Source organism: Pseudoalteromonas sp. 68 DY56-GL68 (assembly GCF_041414825.1).
Taxonomy (GTDB): domain Bacteria; phylum Pseudomonadota; class Gammaproteobacteria; order Enterobacterales; family Alteromonadaceae; genus Pseudoalteromonas.
In genome coordinates, this window is record NZ_JAOCZL010000012.1 from 23,290 (window position 1) to 41,356 (window position 18,067).

Here is an 18,067-nt window from a genome sequence, read left to right on the forward strand (position 1 = left end):
CTCTCCTTTTTTATTGTTCGTCTTGTTTGCTAGCAAGTTGCTGCTCAAGTAAAGCCACTTTTTCTTCAAGCTCAGTGAGTTTTTCACGAGTGCGAATAAGTACTTGGCTTTGAATATCAAACTCATCACGGCTTACAAAGTCCATCTCAGCAAGTTTGTTTTGAATAGCTTGCTTGGTTTTGCCTTCGACTGTTTCGGCAAGGTTTTTCACGCCTTGCGGCATGTTATCGGTGATTTGCTTAGCGATTTCTTCAAGTTTTGCTGGGTTGATCATCTTCGTCCCTTGAGTCACGTAAAAAAACAATCTTACCTTATTGGCTAGGCGTAGTGTAGTGATTACGGTAAAATTGCCCGTCCTGTCTTTGGATAATTTCTTTAGGGGCTTATGAAACTCAACCCAAAACAAGATGAAGCGGTAAAGTATATTAGTGGGCCGTGCTTAGTATTAGCTGGTGCGGGCTCAGGTAAAACGCGTGTTATTACTAATAAAATCGCTTACTTGGTGCAAAAGTGTGAGTATCAAGCACGCAATATTGCTGCGGTAACCTTTACCAATAAAGCGGCAAAAGAAATGCGTGAGCGTGTAACGCAAACACTGGGTAAACAAGAGTCGAAAGGCTTATGGGTTTCAACGTTTCATACCCTTGGGCTTGAGATCATCAAAAAAGAGTTAACGACGTTAGGTTTTAAACCTGGATTCTCACTATTTGATGATCAAGATACCAACCAGTTATTAGCCGAGCTGACCGAAGAAGAACTTAAAAAAGACAAAGACTTACTCAACCTACTGAAGATGCAAATAGGTAGCTGGAAGAACGAATTGATTCTACCAGAGCGTGCTATTCGCGAAGCTCGTGAGCCGCAAAAAGCCTTATTTGCTCAGCTGTATGCGCGTTATCAAAATCAACTACGTGCTTATAATGCCCTTGATTTTGATGATCTGATCATGATCCCCACCTTGTTGTTAGGCCAAAATGCTACGGCACGTGAACGTTGGCAACAGCGTTTTCGTTACTTGCTGGTGGATGAGTATCAAGATACTAATACTAGTCAGTATCAACTGGTTAAGCTATTAGTGGGTGAACGCGCTCGTTTTACCGTGGTAGGCGATGACGACCAATCTATTTATTCATGGCGCGGTGCTAAGCCTCAAAACCTTGTGCTATTGAGTAAAGATTTTCCGGGCTTACGTTTAATTAAGCTTGAACAAAATTACCGAAGTGCTGGACGAATTCTTAAAGCGGCGAATATTTTGATTGCCAATAACCCTCACGAGTTTGATAAGAAACTATTCAGTGAGCTTGGTTATGGTGAGCCTATCAAAGTGATTGGCTGTCGTGATGAAGAGCATGAATCTGAACGAGTGGTGGCAGAGATCATTTCTCATAAATTCATGAAACGCACCAGCTATAAAGATTACGCGATTTTATATCGCGGTAATCACCAAGCACGCGTGTTTGAAAAAGCACTTATGAGCAACCGTATTCCTTATAAGATCAGCGGCGGCATGTCATTTTTCTCGCGTTCAGAAATCAAAGACATCATGGCGTACTTACGTTTACTGGTGAATCAAGACGACGATAATGCCTTTTTACGTATTGTTAATACGCCACGCCGTGAGATTGGTACGGTGACACTGGAAAAGCTAGGTACGCTTGCTAATGAAAAGCATATCAGCTTATTTGCTGCCTGTTTTGAGCCTGAGCTTGCACACCGATTAAAAGGCCGTGGCTTTAATGCCTTAGCTGGCTTTGCTCGCTGGGTGGTTGAGCTTTCTGATAATGCGGTACGGGGCGATACCCTTGAAGCTGTAAAAGAGTTAGTTAGGCAAATTAACTACGAAGCATACCTATATGAGTCATCACCGAGTGCAAAAGCCGCTGAAATGCGCATGAAGAACGTTTCAGAGCTTTATCGTTGGATTACTGACATGCTAGCAGGGGATGCAGACAATCCACCGCTGAACCTTGCTGAGGTGGTCAGTAAACTGACCTTGCGCGATATGCTTGAGCGCAACGAAGAAGAAGATGAATCTGATGCGGTACAATTACTGACGCTACATGCTTCAAAAGGTTTGGAGTATCCGTATGTGTTCATGGTTGGCATGGAAGAGGGGTTATTACCGCACCAAGTAAGTATTGATGAAGATAACGTTGAAGAGGAGCGTCGTCTTGCTTATGTAGGTATCACGCGTGCTCAGCAAGAGCTGGTAATGACCTATGCTAAGTTACGCCGTCAATTTGGTGAAACGTCAGATACTGAGCTCAGTCGTTTTGTGCAAGAGTTACCACAAGATGATTTAGCCTTCGAAGCGAAAAAACCACCGTCTTCACAGGCTGAGCGCATGGAAAAAGGCCAAGCCCGTGTAGCTAATCTAAGAGCTATGCTTAAGAAGTAATACTTTGTACTGTTTGTGAAAAAGGACTAAAAGGGGCTAGGGCGTGTTGTTTACCTATAAACAAGGATAGACCGTGCTTATCTAACAAAGTGCGATAGTTAAAAATCGATGGCCCCTTGGCGATTACCTGAATATTTTGGATATTCGTAATGGCCAACACGCCTTGCAATTGAAGGTGATAATTATCTTGTTGGAGCACACGTTTACTAAAGGTAGAACTAAGTAGTAAGTAATCAAAGTTAAACTCTGTCAGTAAATTAAGCTCACATCTGTCTTTTGCGAACTCGTTTAGTCCTACTGAAAACCCTTGTTCAATTAAGCTTTTTAAGTTTTCAATTTGTACCGCAGATGCGTAACGGATCTCCTGTTCATTAAACAGTAAACACATTCTTTGTGCATTGTTTGCCTTTAGTAACTGGCGTAACGATTGAAAATTAATACGTTCTAATACTAACCCTGAGCATGGGAAGAGTACTTTTTGTAAGTTAGCATTATGGGCTAATTCGAACGCTTGCTTCAACAAGCTAAGCTCCACTTCGAAATGTTGAACTCTATCAGTTGCAAACTTTTTCAATACTTCAAAACTAGTACTGCCAAGCACAGGGTGTTCACCAAATGCTTCCAATAATGACTCAGCTCTAGACTCCTCGTTGAGCGTAATGATTTCAGCGCTTCTAAAATGCATTGGCAGGTCATCAAGATGATGCATACTCTCGGTTTCGTGTTGAGAAGTGGTGGTATTTAATAAAGGGTGGAAGCACTCAAAACGGTTACGCCCTGCATTTTTTGCATAATACATTGCAGCATCTGCATCACGAATAATTTCATCGGTATGTTTATAACTTGCTTTTGAATAAGTAATACCAATACTTGCGCCACTTTGAACGCACTGACCTTTCATGCAAAAAGGCTTTTTCATTATCTCAATAATACGTTTTGCAACATCTTCTGCTTGCTGTCTTTCGGTTAAATGATTTAACAGTACCACAAACTCATCACCGCCTAAGCGAGCTAATAAGTCGTGCTCTCTTATACAATGTGAGAAAGACTCGGCAACACCAATTAAAAATTGATCCCCTGCTTGGTGACCAAGTTGATCATTTATATCTTTAAACTTATCTAAATCAATAAATAAAACCGCAAATTGTTGCTCAGGATAACGTTGATAATGTTGTAATGTTTTTTCAAGTTGAGTTAAGAATAAGCTACGGTTGGGCAAGCTGGTTAGTGAGTCATGATGTGCATCATGATATAGCTGTTGCTCTATTTTTTTACGCTCTTCAATTTGCATTTGTAAATGCATATTTGCTTGGCGGAGCTCTTTCGTTTTTTCTGTAACTCGTTGTTCAAGTTTTTGGTGGCTCAGCTTTAACTCTTGGCTTGCTAAATGAGCCTGAATGACGCTTGCTATTTGATGTGATACAAAAGTAATTAATTCGCAATCATCTTGGCTAAATTCATGTTTATTACAATAAGCTTGGCAAACAATAAGACCAATGACCCCTTGTGACGTTTTTAGTGGTGCGCCTAACCAACTGGTTGCTCTTCTTTGTGGTGGGACATCGATAGGGCGTTCAATGACGCCTAGTTTTATTAAATCTTTTGCTCTTTGCTCATCTATCACTTGGCACTTTTCTGTACTAAGTACTAATTCACTGTAGCCTTTGGCGAAAGGTCTAGGTTTTGCGTTGTCATTAAATTCATCTACGCAATAAGGAAAGCTTAACCAATTAGATGTTTGATCATACAAGGCAATGTATAAGTTATCGGCATAGGTGATGGTTTTAATAATTTCATGCACATGGGCATAGACGTCTTCAACGTTTTTACTCAAAGTTGCCAGCTCTGATATTTTGAATAAAATTTGTTGGCGATCGAGTGCTTTTTTACGTTGTAAAATTTCATCATTTAAAGCTTGGTTACTTTGCGTCAGTGCACGGGTGCGAATTTTTACTTCAGACTCAAGTAACTCGCGTTTTTTCACCCGTTCGATTGCTGTTGCAAGGTAAAGCGACATGACTTCTAGTAGTTCTATTTGCTGCTCTGTATAGTTTTGTGCTTTGTCATAACTTTGCGCGACCATGACACCAATGATGGCTTTCTCACGGTAAACGGGTACGCCCACCCAATGCTCTGCTGGCGTGCCGTATGCTTTAAACAATCCCTTCTCAACGGCTTCTTGTGTTTGCTGTTTAGAAAAATAGCTTGTTTTGCCGTGCTTAAATACGTACCCAGTTAAACCATCTTTGAAGAAATGTTCATATTTTAGAGGGACAGACAGGCCATCTTTTTCATCGGCAAAATAAGAAAGTTCAAGGTTATCTGTAACAGGGTTATTTAGTACGACATAAAAGCTTTTACTGGGTATAAAGTCTTGTAGAATATTATGAATAGCAGGGTAGAGTAGGGTTAATTCGGCAACAGTACTTGCTTGCTCTGAAAGTTGTAGTAGAGCATGCTGCAAGTGATGTGATTGCTTATATTTCTTTATAAGCGATTTTAAGCGAGCATTTTTATGGGCTAGCTTTTCAATGTGTGTTGCTGAATCTTCCAATGATTTAGAACCAGTTATTATTTTTGTTTATTTATTGTTCTCTATAGTTCCACTTTTTTCGTAGATCGTCAAGTAGATGATGGTCTCTATTAGTCGTGAAGATATGCGATTATAGGTACGAATTGCTTGGGTTTGAGAGGAGTTAAAGAGCAAAAAAAAGGGCTTAACAGAGTTAAGCCCTTCGTCGTTATTTATTTAGCAATTATTTGCTAGTCATAAAGTCGATTGCTGCACTGATTTCTTCATCAGAACAGTCCATACATGTCCCTTTCGGCGGCATGGCATTGAAACCATTGATTGCGTGATCTAATAAGGTATCTTTACCTTTGGCAATTCGAGGAGCCCAGTCATCTGCTGATTTAGGTGCGCCAAGAGCACCTGTGCCGTGACATGCAAAACATGCGGCTTGATAAACTTGTTCACCAGAACGTGGACCTGTTGGCTCAGCAGCAGCAGCCGCTTTATCACCTTCTAGATATACAGAACCAATTGGCGCTAGACGCTTTTTAATGGCATCTTCAGTCAAAGAGTTGTCATATGCTTGCGCATATGCCGTTGTTGCTAGCAGTAATAATGCAGCTGATAGTTTTTTCATTTTGCCTTGCTCACTTCGATTTGAACGTGATCAATCACGATATATATGACGGAAATTAGAACGATTATAACGCTAAGCCACAATTTATAAAATGATCTGAAAGGCTTTTTCTTTATAAAAAGCGTCATTTTTTGCGTTAGCGCAATAAAAATTAGCTGCTTAAATAGCGCACTATGCCAATTCGAGTACTTTTTTAACGAGTTTTTGAATCCCTGCATCAGCATCTAATAAGCTCTGCGCTAACATATAGGCGGGTGTGGTAACGACTTTATGCTGCTCATCAATAACAATATCTTCAACAGCACACGCTTGGTGATCGCCGCCTAGCTTTTCGATGGCTGAGGCTGTGTCTGCATCATTACCAATGGTTGTTTTAACACCTTGACCGTAAATAAGAGGTAGCATAGCGGGCGCAATACACATATAACCTGCGGCTTTATTAGCTTTAACAAAATCTGTACAGGCTTTTAGTACGTCATTTTGTACCTGAGCTTCAGGGCCTTTTACTGCAAAGTCAGATAGGTTTTTAGCGGCACCAAAGCCACCTGGGACAATTAACGCATCAAATTCACTTACCTTTAACTCTGTAATTGCTTTTATATCACCACGAGCTATGCGAGCAGCTTCCACTAACACATTACGATTAGGTGCCATTTCTTCACCGGTTAAATGGTTGATTGTGTGTAGTTGGTCAATATCGGGTGCAAAGCATTGATAAGATGCACCTGCTTTTGCAATGTGCAACAGGGTAAGTACTGCTTCGTTAATCTCTGCGCCATCATAAACACCGCAACCAGCTAAAATAACAGCCACTTTTTTCATTTGATATCTCTCCTTAATGCAACTGGGTTTAGTGTAGCAAGTATCTAAGTAAGACCACAAAATAAAATAATTTTGTCGTTAAAATGCTCGCAACATACGATGAATCGCTGTTTATGCCTTTTCATAAAATACTAACGTTAAAAAAAGTATAAAGGATCGCTATGATCTTTGATCCATTGTGCTAGAATACTCCTCCGGTTATGGAAAGGGACGTTATATTCGTTGTCGAATAGACACAGGACGTGAATAGATAAAACCGTTTTCCACATTGGGTAAAATAATAAAAAAAGAACCTCGCATTATCTTTTTTAAATAAAAACATAAGCTTATATAAAATTCCTAAGTGTAAATCTACTTCGGGAGGATAGCTTGTGGGTTTTATCTACAAAGTTATCCACAGCTTGCTATTATAGAAACCGTTATTGGTTAATAATTCACAGTCGTTTTCTTCATAGCCTTATGGCATGCTTACAGACAATTTAATGTTATTCAATTAGGATCCAATTTCACCATGGCTCAGATCCCTGAAAATCCACTTGTTCTTGTTGATGGTTCTTCTTATTTATTCCGTGCATATCATTCGCCACCACACCTTACTAACTCAAAAGGTGAAGCGACAGGCGCAATCTATGGCGTAGTTAATATGCTGAAAAGTTTGATCAAACAATATGATCCATCACACATGGTGGTAGTGTTCGATGCCAAAGGTAAAACCTTTAGAAATGACATGTACAGCGAATATAAAGCCAACCGTCCGCCAATGCCGGATGACTTACGCACACAGATCGCACCACTGCATAACATTATTAAAGCAATGGGTTTTCCACTTATTAGTATTGAAGGTGTTGAAGCGGATGATGTGATTGGTACTTTTGCACGTATTGCCTCTGAACAACAGCGTCATGTACTGATCTCGACGGGCGATAAAGATATGGCGCAGCTTGTTAATGAGCACGTAACGCTTATTAACACGATGACCGATAGCATTTCAGATCCAGAAACCGTGGTTGAGAAATTTGGTGTGGGGCCTGAGCTGATCATTGATTACCTTGCCTTAATGGGCGACAAAGTCGATAACATTCCAGGTGTTGATGGTTGTGGTCCAAAAACTGCGGTGAAATGGCTACAAAAATATGGATCATTACAAGGGGTGATTGATCATGCTAGTGAAATCAAAGGCAAGATTGGTGAAAAGCTTGCTGCAGCACTTGATCACCTACCACTTAGCTATGAATTAGCGACGATTAAATGTGATGTTGAAGTTGAATCGGAGCTTGAAAATTTCAAACTACAAGAGCCTAATCGTGATGAACTGATTGCACTCTACGGCGAATGTGAATTCCGCCGTTGGTTGGCTGAATTACTGGATAACCCTAAAGACGCTGACACGCACTTGGATGTACCTACTGAGGCTAACGAATTACCTAAAGTGGCTGACGCTCACTACGAGACAATCTTAACTGAAGAGCAACTTGATACTTTAGTAAAGCAATTAAATGACGCTGAACTTTTTGCTTTTGATACTGAAACAACCAGCCTTGACTATATGCAAGCGCAATTGGTTGGCATGAGCTTTGCAGTTAAAGCGGGTGAAGCCGCGTACATTCCAGTTGCTCACGATTACCCTGATGCGCCTGAGCAATTAAGCTTAGATACGGTTATGGCAAAAATTGGCCCAATCCTCGCGGATGAAAACAAAGCCAAAGTTGGACAAAACTTAAAATACGATAAAAGCGTATTAGCTAACGCCGGCTTTGAATTAAACGGTATTAAGTTCGACACTATGTTGGAGTCGTATGTTTTTAATAGTGTGGGTAGCCGTCATGATATGGACTCATTGGCACTTAAATACCTAGGCCATAAAAATATCAGCTTCGAAGATATCGCAGGCAAAGGTAAAAAACAGTTAACGTTTAATCAAATTGAGCTAGAAAAAGCTGCGCCGTATGCCGCAGAAGATGCTGATATAACACTTCGTCTTCACCAAGTACTATGGCCAAAAATTGATGCTGACAGCCAATTAAAATCAGTCTTCGAAGAGATTGAGTTACCACTCGTTTCTGTGCTGTCTGATATTGAACGTACCGGTGTAGCGATTGATAGTAATATGCTTGCTGCTCATAGCCAACGTTTAGGCGAACGCCTGTTAGAGCTTGAGCAAGAAGCTTATGATATGGCTGGTGAAAAGTTTAACTTAGGCTCACCTAAGCAACTGCAAGCAATTTTGTTTGAAAAACTAGAACTTCCTGTTATTAAGAAAACACCAAAAGGCGCGCCTTCAACAGCTGAAGAAGTATTACAAGAGCTTGCTCATGACTATCCGTTACCTAAGGTGATTATCGAACACCGTGGTTTATCTAAACTGAAATCAACCTACACAGATAAACTACCGCTAATGGTTAATGAACGCACGAAGCGAGTACATACCTCTTATCATCAAGCTGTAACAGCAACAGGGCGCTTAAGCTCAACGGATCCTAATTTGCAGAATATTCCAATTCGTTCGGAAGAGGGGCGTCGTATTCGTGAAGCCTTTGTTGCTGCAAAGGGTCATAAGATAGTGGCTGCGGATTACAGCCAAATTGAATTACGTATCATGGCGCATTTATCACAAGATAAAGGCCTACTTACCGCGTTTGCTAATGGCTTAGACGTACACAGTGCAACAGCTGCAGAAGTCTTTGGGGTAAATCTTGAAGACGTAACCAGCGATATGCGCCGTAAAGCAAAGGCAGTTAACTTCGGTTTAATTTACGGTATGTCGGCGTTTGGCTTATCACGCCAATTAGATGTGCCACGCCATGAAGCACAGCATTATATCGATAAATACTTTGAGCGTTTCCCCGGTGTGCTTGAGTACATGGAAACAACCCGTGAAAAAGCAGCTGATAAAGGCTATGTAGAGACTATTTTTGGTCGCCGATTACATTTACCAGAAATCAACGCAAGAAACGGAGCTCGTCGTAAAGCGGCAGAACGCGCTGCTATCAATGCACCAATGCAAGGCACCGCTGCTGATATCATCAAAAAAGCGATGCTGAAAGTTCACCAGTGGGTGAACGCACAAGCTGAAGGTTCTGTTAAATTACTTATGCAAGTACACGATGAATTAGTGTTTGAAATTAAAGAAGAATCTGTGGACGACTATAAAGCAGAAATTTGTAAGCTAATGTCTGAAGCCGCCACGCTTGATGTACCACTGATTGTTGAAGCCGACAGTGGCGACAACTGGCAACAAGCTCACTAATCGCTGAATTAGGAGCCGCGAGTATAAAATACAAGTGGCTCTGCAGGATTAAAATGTAGTCGCGGGTTTATCTCGCGCTTTCACTTTTATAGATTGCGCGATATACAATCGCTCCTCCCACCTTACGCCGAGTTACAGCCACAAAATTGCTCGCGTAAAAAATTAAGTACTTCACGGCAAAACCCTTCCTTTATAAAAGACGAGTTACTTAAGGCACAAGAAGAAGAACCCATAATGTAAAATGGCTTTTGTTGTAAAATTAAAGTTAACAAGAAAAGACCGTTTTATCGTTTCGTTATATGTTTATCAATTCGTGTTTTTTAGTACCAGATTTAATTTATTTTTAACTGAGTATTTGCTAAAGTCCGCGCCGTCCTCATCCTGTAGGACATCCTGTTGATGATGCATCTGAAAAGGTGCAACGTATTGATAGCTTCTCCCCAGTTTGCTATAACGACTCACTCCTTGTTGAGTGAGTCGCTTTTTCTTTTCTTATCATACAATTCATTGCACAAATTAACCTAGATGGTACCATCAAAAGTGATTCTTATTTACTTTCGAAGGAATGCGTTATGTTTAAATCTATGGCAATTGCTGCCTTTTCATTATCGAGTTTATTAGTTGCCCCTTTAGCCAGCGCAAACTGGCAAGTTAATAATGAGCAAAGTAAAGTGAGCTTTGTCTCTATCAAGAAGAATTCAATCGCTGAAGCGCACCATTTTAAAAAGCTATCAGGAGGCTTGAACGAGCAAGGCCAATTAAAATTAATGATTGATCTGACGTCTGTGGAAACTCTCATTCCAATTCGTAACGAGCGCATGACTAAATTACTGTTTGAAACACATGAATTTCCAAACGCAATTTTAACGGCAGATCTCAGTAAAACACTAGCAACCCTTAAACCAGGCCAGCATGTACTTAAAGGTTTAAAGGCTGAATTAGACTTTCATGGGAACAAGAAAGAGTTAACGATTGATGTACTTGCCAACATGTCACCGAAAGGCGATGTAACTGTGTCATCTCTTACGCCAGTTATTATTAATGCAAGCGATTTCAAAGTAACAGAAGGCATCAGCGAATTACAAAAGCTAGCGGGTTTACCATCCATTGCAACAGCTGTCCCTGTTACCTTTTCACTTACGCTTGATAAAGAAAAGTAATGCAATCACTTGCTGAGTTAGAAGCCGCCCTTCAGACACCTGATAAACCGTTTGATCAATGGCAGCCACAAAGTTGTGGGCAATTGCCAATAACGATTGATGCGCAAGGACAGTGGTTTTATGCCGGCAGTGAAATAAAACGCGAGGCAATGGTTAAACTCTTTGCCTCCGTGCTTTGCAAAGAAGCTGACAGCTATTTTTTAAAAACGCCTGTTGAGAAAATGGCTATCGCAGTCGATGATGTCCCCTTTATTATTGTTGATTGGCGTTTTGAAGAGACTGAACAAGGTCGTGCGCTTTGCTGTGTTGATAATTTACAGCGCAACTGGCTAGTCTCTGAAAAACAACCATTAGAGCTACGTGAATTTGCTGGGGTGAGTATACCTTACTTACAATTGGCCCATGGATTGGCTGCAAGGGTATCGAGAAAGGTTTATTATCAGTGGGCGGAAATAGCCTGCTCAGACGAGCAGGGCTATTATATCGAATCGTTGGCCAAGCGTTATTACTTGGCTTAAGAGGTTACGCTTCAGGTGTTTCGTCAGACTCAGGCGCGTGTACTTCAATTGGTCCTAAAAACCACTCATCTAGCTTTTTAGCAACTTCAGGTAAGCCTGTGCCTTTTAATGAAGAGAAGGCATGGACTGTAATATCACCCTCTAAGCTACTTAACTCACGGCGAACGTGTAAAACTTGTGCTTTACGCGCACCTTGTTTGAGTTTGTCGCACTTGGTTAATAGTGCCAGCACTGGAATTTCGCTGCCCACAGCCCAGTCAATTAAGTCACGGTCTAAATCTTTTAACGGATGGCGAATATCCATCAAAACAACGATACCTTTTAAGCTTTGACGCTTTTGTAAGTATTCGCCTAGCGATTTTTGCCATTTCTTCTTCATTTCGATAGGAACTTTAGCGAAACCATAGCCTGGTAAATCGATAAGACGTTTATCGGCATCAAGTTCAAACGTATTGATCAACTGAGTACGACCTGGTGTTTTAGATGTACGTGCTAATTTTTGATCTGTTAAGGTATTAAGGGCACTGGATTTACCCGCATTCGAACGACCAGCAAACGCGACTTCAATCCCCGTATCAGCAGGTAAGCGTGAGATATCAGGTGCGCTGGTAACAAAGGACGCAGTATTATATTTGATACGAGATTTGAGCACAGGCTCTCCTAGTCTTTTAAAAATAATGGTAGTCAGTGGCCTAAATCCACTTAAGGCACGTATTTTATACTATTAAAGCAGCATTCAAAAGCGTATTTAGGGGTGCTAAGCTGGCTTTGAATGAGGAAAATTTCTAGGTAGAAACTTAATCTAAGTCAAATCCCTATAAATTATGAGCTTAATGTGGGCAGAAAACGTGCCAGAGAATTTATTATCGTGTAGAATATAGAAATCACAACATCCATATTGTAGATGATACAGGGTCGGAAACAGAGAATTCACCATGAAAAAAATAGCACTATCTTTAACTATATTGCTTGGTACGTTGTCAGCAAGCAACGCAACAGCATTTGATGGCGATGTAAACGCAGGTAAAGAGAAATCGGCAACGTGTGCGGCTTGTCACGGCCCAGACGGTAATGCACCGGTTACTATCTACCCTAAAATTGCAGGCCAACACGCAGATTATATCTATAAACAATTACAAGAGTTTAAATTAGGTATGACATCTGGCGGCAAAGAAGGTCGTATGGATCCAGTAATGAGTGGCATGGCAATGCCGCTTAGCGATCAAGACATGAAAGACCTAGCAGCTTACTTCTCTTCTTTAAATATGTCTGAAGGTACAACACCTAAAGATGTAGTTGAAGTGGGTCAACAGCTTTTCAAAGCAGGCGATGCTGAGCGTGGTATCCCTTCATGTGCAGCATGTCACGGTCCTCGTGGTAATGGTACATCACTTGCAAAGTTCCCGAAAATTTCGTTTCAGCATCCTGAATACATTAAGTCGCAACTTGAAAAGTTCCGTGATGGTACGCGCAATAACGACCTAAATGGCATGATGCAAGACATTGCTAAAAAACTAACAGATGAAGACATCGAAGTACTTTCAAAATACCTAGGTGGCTTACACTAAAGTCTGATTGCGAGCTATATTGTTTCGCACTAAAATTTATTTAGTTTGATAAAAGCAGCGTAAGCTGCTTTTTTTTATCTACATCCTGTGTCGAAATATCCTACTCTTGTGTGAGACATTGACCATACCTTGGTGTGAGCTAAGTCTTATTTTTATTTTATCTTTAAATGTAACTTATTGTTATTGAATGAAATGAGCTTGTTTCAATATCTTCAATGTAAGAAAAGTTATATAAATTAGTTGTAACAAAATTATTAATAAGTAAATTAACCACTGTCGCTGAAACAATAGAACAACATGGACAATGTTAATAAGGAAAGTAACTGCGGCGAATCTTTAGGGGTAGACACTGGTTAGGTGTCCTAAAGGAAATAACAAAAAAGTGTCAGGATTGACCGAAAATAATAAAAGCTCATGGAAGTCTAATAATAAAAACAAAATGGAATGCTACACGGAAGGTAAAAATAATAACAAAATGGAAAACAATAATAATAAAAATAATAAAGACTAAAAAAGTCGAAGGGAGAAGTGTCCAGATAATTGGCGCTCAGATTAGTAGGCGGTAGAGATGTTTTCTCTACCGCCTTTTTATTTGTCCTGTTACAATAGCCCCCGTTTATACGATAAGTATAAAAAGTGCGCAGGTCATCGTATTGACCAACGTCATCCGCACACACCAAATTCTTCTGGTTATGCCAGCATTACAATGCCTAGAGGCGTTGTGCACAACCTCTTAAGTGAGACGATCAAGATATGAGTAGAAAGAAAAAGTCGCGTAAGATTCCATCAAATGGTCCAGTACGTCTAAGTAAAGAAAAGCTTAGAGAAATGCGCGCACTAAAAGAGCAGCGAGTAAAGAAAACAAAAGGGGCAAAAGCCGGTACTCGCAATGCACCTGATGCTTTAAAAGATGATAAAGCGACAACAAACAGTCAGCCTAAAGATAAGCGAACGGGCAGTAAAAAGCCTGTTTCATTGGTAGCACCAAAAGCTGAACCAAAAGTTGAAATGAAACGTAACTTAAAACCAATGGTTGAGCTTAAGAAAGTGGCTGAGCCTGAGTTAACGCCAGAGCAAGAGTTAGAAGCACTTGAAAGTGACGAGCGCCTGCTTAAGCTTGTTGAGCGTCATGAACGTGGCGAGTTACTAACAGGTAAAGATGCCAAATACTTTAATAGCCGTATTGCGCGTCACCAAGCGCTCTGTAAGCTTTTAGGTATCGAAGATGAAGATGATTACGAAGACGACTTTGAAGATGACTTTGATGCAGAAGGCGAGTCTGACTTTGATAAGTACTTATCAGACGATTTAGCGAACGAATGGTTTGATGAAGACGATGAGGATGAGCGATGAGCACGAGCTTGATTATTGCCATTGTTATAGGAGCGGCAATTATCGCAGGACTTGCATTTTATGCAGGGCAATTATTGTATAAGTTAAATGTACAAAAAAAGTCGATCGCAAAAAAACAAGCTGAGCATGAGCAGCAGCTTGCTGCATCAAAAATGAAGCGTAACGCAAAATTGGCTGATAGCATTCACTTGATAGCGCGTGCTATGAATGAAGAGCAATGCGAATTTTCAGAAGGCTGCTTACGTATCTGGGTATTGATGTCTCAATATAGCTTTGCTGAAGAGTTCGAACTGAGTGAGCGCTATCCAGGTATTTTTAAAATGTACGAAGTGGTCAAAGACATGCCAACGCACGATGCCCGTAAAAAATACTCTAAAAAAGAGGTTTTCAAAATGGATACAACACGTTGGCGTGCAGAAGAGCAACATAGCGACGAGATAAAAGCGGATTGCGCACGTTTAATCGAAGAGTTTAAAGCCGCACCTGGCAGTGAAAACGTCGTATTCAATTAAGCGGGTTGGTAAAGCTGTTATAAAAAAGCAGAGCAATTTTATTGCTCTGCTTTTTAGTTTGGGCGTGAAAATATCAAATAACCCGTGAAAAACGTGTTTGTTTGATTTGTTGTTGTAAGTGCGCGTCAAAGCACATACAAATAATACGAATAAATAAGTTACCGCGGGCTGTAACAGTGATCTTGTCTTCGCTAACTGACACTAAACCATCAGCACGTAATGGCTCGAGAGCGAGTAGAGCTTCACGGAAATAATGTGTAAAGTTAATTTTAAACTGTTGCTCGATTGTTGGAATATCAAGCTCAAACTGACAAATCAGTTGTTTGATCACCGCTGCACGTAAGGTATCGTCATCACTGAGTAAAACACCTTTACATACCGCGCTGCCAAAACCTTCTTGCACAGCTTTATAATAGTGCTTAAGCTCTTTTTCATTTTGTAAAATGGCATTGCCAATTTGCGAAATTGACGACACACCTAAGCCTAATAAATCACATTGACCATGCGTGGTATAACCTTGGAAATTGCGGTGTAATTGACCTTTGTTTTGTGCAATGGCGAGCTCATTATCTTTACGGGCAAAGTGATCCATACCGATAAACTGATAGCCCGCAGCTAACATCTGTTCAAGCGTATTTTTAAACATTGTGAGCTTGTCGCTAGCAGACGGTAAGTCTGCATCTTTAATTTTACGCTGCGCTGCGAACCTATCAGGTAAATGAGCGTAATTAAAAACCGACACGCGATCTGGGTCTAATTCAATTAACTGCGAAATCGTCTCTTTAAAGCTCTCTGGTGTTTGTAATGGCAAACCGTAAATCATATCAGCATTAATTGATTTGAAGCCAAGCTCACGAGCCTCACTGATTAAACCTTTTACTGACTGAACGCTTTGTGGGCGATTAACTGCCAGCTGTACAGCATCATTGAAGTCTTGAATACCAAACGAGACACGATTGAAGCCAAGCTTGCGCAGGTGTACTAGCATGCCATCAGCTAAAGAACGAGGATCAATTTCAATACCGCGCTCGGCATCATCAGCAAAATTAAAGTGTTGCTCAACCAATGCCATTAAACGGCTCATTTGCTCTGCCGATAGAAAGGTTGGCGTACCACCCCCTAAATGCAGTTGCTCAACGCTATAATCAGCAAATAGCGTTGCTTGCTCAGCAATCTCAAGTGCCAAGTTATCTAGGTATAAATCGGCTTTCGATTGATGACGAGTGATCACTTTATTACAACCGCAGTAATAACAAAGCTGACTGCAAAAAGGGATATGGATATACAAAGATAAAGAACGGCTCTTCGAGGCCGCAATCGCATTGATCATATCTTGTTGTTTATAACCATCAGCTAAAGACAATGCGGTGGGGTAAGAGGTATATCGAGGCCCAGAAATATTGTACTTGTTGATCAGAGATTGATCCCAGCTTGGTAAATTTATCACAGTCAGCACTCCGCAATTAATAGAGTGGCTATTTTAGCGAGTTTACTCATTCTGCTATTTGATCTAGGACAATATCAACGTCTACAAACTAGCCAACATTGCAGAGGTAATTGAAAAATAGATAAGTTTACTATTTGAGCAGTTAGAGTATTGATTGTTAAAATAAAGAGTTTTGCTAGTGACAAGGCTAAAAAAAGTTTTTATACTGCAACCCGCTTTAGAGACTTATGTCTATAAACGCATCTAAAAATTAGCTTTCGCTAATAGCATGGCCCCTTAGCTCAGTTGGTTAGAGCACACGACTCATAATCGTTAGGTCCCCAGTTCAAGTCTGGGAGGGGCCACCATTTTTACAAGCTTCCTTAGCAAACACCTACTAACAAAAATTACCCTGTGCTACTTTTAGTATAGCGGAAAACATCTCTATATTTTATATGATTATTGCCTTACCTTTTCCTTCTACGGAGTTTCGTTTCTAATTAGAAAAGTTTGTTGCTATATGATTAGGTATTTTGCTTCTGCCTGATTGTAGTCAATATTCAGGTAAATCATTCCTTCACCAAGTAAATGCTATAATATTGATCGCTCTAAGCAATAGGAAGCGAATGATGAATACTATTTTCTAATGAGCTTTTTAAAACCCAAAAGCTCATTGAAGGTGTTGAGTATGAGAGAACTGATCTTCCCCTAACACTGTAGACATCTTTTATTTAGAAAATGAAGTATGATGAGAGATGTTATGAGTAATAATAAATATCCCCAAGAATTTAAAGATGAAGCTGTTCGCCAAGTGGTTGATAAAGGCTATTCAGTACCTGATGTTGCCAAACGTTTGGGCATTTCCGATAAGTCCCTGTATTACTGGGTCAAGAAAACTAAAGTACCAGCCAAGAAGTCAGCAGAGCAGGAAGAGATCCGCAAGCTAAGAGCTGAGTTAAAACGCGTGACTGAAGAGCGGAATATATTAAAGGAAGCCGCCGCGTTCTTTGCAAGCGAGTCAAGGAAAGATACGCGTTCATAAAATCACGACTCGAAGTTTACCGCGTCAAAGCAATGTGTCAGGCATTAAATGTTCACCGTAGTGGCTTCTATGCTTGGCTCAAACAACCACTATCTAAACGTGAGCAAGATAACCGGAGGCTGCTTGAGCGTATCAAGGCTGGCTATGTTGAGAGTGGTGGTGTTTATGGCAGTCCACGCATTACTCATGAGCTACGCAGGCAAGGTGAAACATGTGGAGAGAATCGTGTTGCCCGTCTAATGAAGCAAGCCAAGCTAAAAGCTAATATCGGTTATAAAAGGCGGTACTTTAAGTCAACCGTGCCCGCATTAATTGCGGATAATCACCTTCAACAACAGTTTGTTGTTAGTGAACCAGATACGGCTTGGGTAGCAGACATTACCTATATCAAAACCTATGAAGGCTGGCTGTACCTTGCCGTCGTACTTGATTTATTCTCGCGAAAAATCATTGGTTGGTCGATGCAACCGAACATGAGTAAAGATATCGTGATCAAAGCACTATTAATGGCTGTTTGGCGCAGAAATCCAAAACATGAAGTAATAGTTCACAGCGACCAAGGCAGCCAATACGCGAGCTGTGATTACCGTGAATTCTTAACCGCAAACAACTTAGTACCGAGTATGAGTCGCCGAGGACATTGCTTAGATAATGCGGTAGCAGAAAGCTTTTTTCACTCACTAAAAACAGAACGCGTGAAGCGAAAAGTGTACGAGACTCGTAATGATGCTAGAGCAGATTTGTTTGATTACATTGAAATGTTCTACAATCGTAAACGATTACATAGCCACCTTGGCCATGTGTCTCCCGAAGAGTATGAAAAACAGTATTTAACTGGAAGCTAGAAGTCTACAAAATTGGGGGAAGATCAA

At 40.6% G+C, this 18,067-nt stretch carries 14 protein-coding genes and 1 tRNA gene; 9 read left to right on the forward strand and 6 right to left on the reverse strand.

Translation table 11 applies throughout. The features are described 5' to 3' along the window. Positions 1-10 precede the first annotated feature (10 nt). Positions 11-274 (reverse strand): accessory factor UbiK family protein, encoded by a 264-nt coding sequence (locus NYF15_RS07955; RefSeq protein ID WP_054561163.1) that lies wholly within the window; start codon positions 272-274, stop codon positions 11-13. A gap of 111 nt (positions 275-385) precedes the next feature. Between NYF15_RS07955 and rep the strand changes: the two genes are divergently transcribed. Then, positions 386-2,398 carry a DNA helicase Rep gene (gene rep, locus NYF15_RS07960; protein ID WP_371353272.1) on the forward strand — a complete coding sequence of 671 codons (2,013 nt, stop codon included), beginning with the start codon at positions 386-388 and terminating at the stop codon, positions 2,396-2,398. Here rep and NYF15_RS07965 read toward each other — a convergent pair. From NYF15_RS07965 to elbB, 3 genes are all read right to left on the reverse strand, one after another. Then, a complete protein-coding gene (locus tag NYF15_RS07965) occupies positions 2,388-4,952 on the reverse strand; it encodes a diguanylate cyclase domain-containing protein (protein ID WP_371353273.1) in 2,565 nt (854 codons plus the stop codon). The two genes, rep and NYF15_RS07965, sit on opposite strands and share 11 nt — an antisense overlap. 202 nt (positions 4,953-5,154) lie before the next feature. Then, the gene (locus NYF15_RS07970) at positions 5,155-5,547 is read right to left on the reverse strand and encodes a cytochrome c5 family protein (protein WP_062568504.1); all 393 of its coding nucleotides are present in this window, start codon (positions 5,545-5,547) and stop codon (positions 5,155-5,157) included. Positions 5,548-5,718: 171 nt separating this feature from the next. Beyond that, a complete protein-coding gene (elbB, locus tag NYF15_RS07975; RefSeq protein WP_130149278.1) occupies positions 5,719-6,369 on the reverse strand; it encodes an isoprenoid biosynthesis glyoxalase ElbB in 651 nt (216 codons plus the stop codon). A 511-nt stretch (positions 6,370-6,880) separates the two neighbouring features. On the opposite strand from elbB, the gene polA reads away from it, so the two are divergent. From polA to NYF15_RS07990, 3 genes are all read left to right on the forward strand, one after another. Then, the gene (gene polA / locus NYF15_RS07980; protein ID WP_371353274.1) at positions 6,881-9,616 is read left to right on the forward strand and encodes a DNA polymerase I; all 2,736 of its coding nucleotides are present in this window, start codon (positions 6,881-6,883) and stop codon (positions 9,614-9,616) included. Positions 9,617-10,188: 572 nt separating this feature from the next. Continuing rightward, positions 10,189-10,776, forward strand: a complete 588-nt coding sequence (locus NYF15_RS07985) for a YceI family protein (protein WP_062568508.1) — start codon at positions 10,189-10,191, stop codon at positions 10,774-10,776. After that, positions 10,776-11,294 (forward strand): DUF1285 domain-containing protein, encoded by a 519-nt coding sequence (locus tag NYF15_RS07990; protein ID WP_371353275.1) that lies wholly within the window; start codon positions 10,776-10,778, stop codon positions 11,292-11,294. Before NYF15_RS07985 ends, NYF15_RS07990 begins: the two co-directional genes overlap by 1 nt. Before the next feature lie 4 nt (positions 11,295-11,298). On the opposite strand, the gene yihA is transcribed toward NYF15_RS07990, so the two are convergent. After that, positions 11,299-11,946, reverse strand: coding sequence for a ribosome biogenesis GTP-binding protein YihA/YsxC (gene yihA, locus NYF15_RS07995; RefSeq protein WP_130149281.1), 648 nt, complete (start codon positions 11,944-11,946; stop codon positions 11,299-11,301). Between the two features lie 283 nt (positions 11,947-12,229). Here yihA and NYF15_RS08000 point away from each other — a divergent pair, with 283 nt between their 5' ends. From NYF15_RS08000 to NYF15_RS08010, 3 genes are all read left to right on the forward strand, one after another. Continuing rightward, positions 12,230-12,862 carry a cytochrome c gene (locus NYF15_RS08000; RefSeq protein ID WP_130149282.1) on the forward strand — a complete coding sequence of 211 codons (633 nt, stop codon included), beginning with the start codon at positions 12,230-12,232 and terminating at the stop codon, positions 12,860-12,862. Positions 12,863-13,615: 753 nt separating this feature from the next. Further along, positions 13,616-14,215 (forward strand): Der GTPase-activating protein YihI, encoded by a 600-nt coding sequence (yihI, locus tag NYF15_RS08005; protein WP_341803397.1) that lies wholly within the window; start codon positions 13,616-13,618, stop codon positions 14,213-14,215. Then, a complete protein-coding gene (locus NYF15_RS08010) occupies positions 14,212-14,727 on the forward strand; it encodes a DUF2489 domain-containing protein (RefSeq protein ID WP_130149284.1) in 516 nt (171 codons plus the stop codon). The genes yihI and NYF15_RS08010 overlap by 4 nt, the downstream gene beginning before the upstream one ends. Positions 14,728-14,800: 73 nt before the next feature. On the opposite strand, the gene hemN is transcribed toward NYF15_RS08010, so the two are convergent. After that, positions 14,801-16,174: an oxygen-independent coproporphyrinogen III oxidase gene (gene hemN, locus NYF15_RS08015; RefSeq protein WP_371353276.1), complete on the reverse strand. Its 1,374-nt coding sequence runs from the start codon at positions 16,172-16,174 to the stop codon at positions 14,801-14,803. A 270-nt stretch (positions 16,175-16,444) separates the two neighbouring features. On the opposite strand from hemN, the gene NYF15_RS08020 reads away from it, so the two are divergent. Further along, a tRNA-Ile gene (locus NYF15_RS08020) sits at positions 16,445-16,521 on the forward strand. 392 nt (positions 16,522-16,913) lie between these two features. Next, a protein-coding gene (locus NYF15_RS08025) for an IS3 family transposase (RefSeq protein WP_371352430.1) occupies positions 16,914-18,040 on the forward strand; the annotation gives its coding sequence in 2 pieces (ribosomal slippage) (positions 16,914-17,139 and positions 17,139-18,040; 1,128 coding nt in all). Positions 18,041-18,067 lie beyond the last annotated feature (27 nt).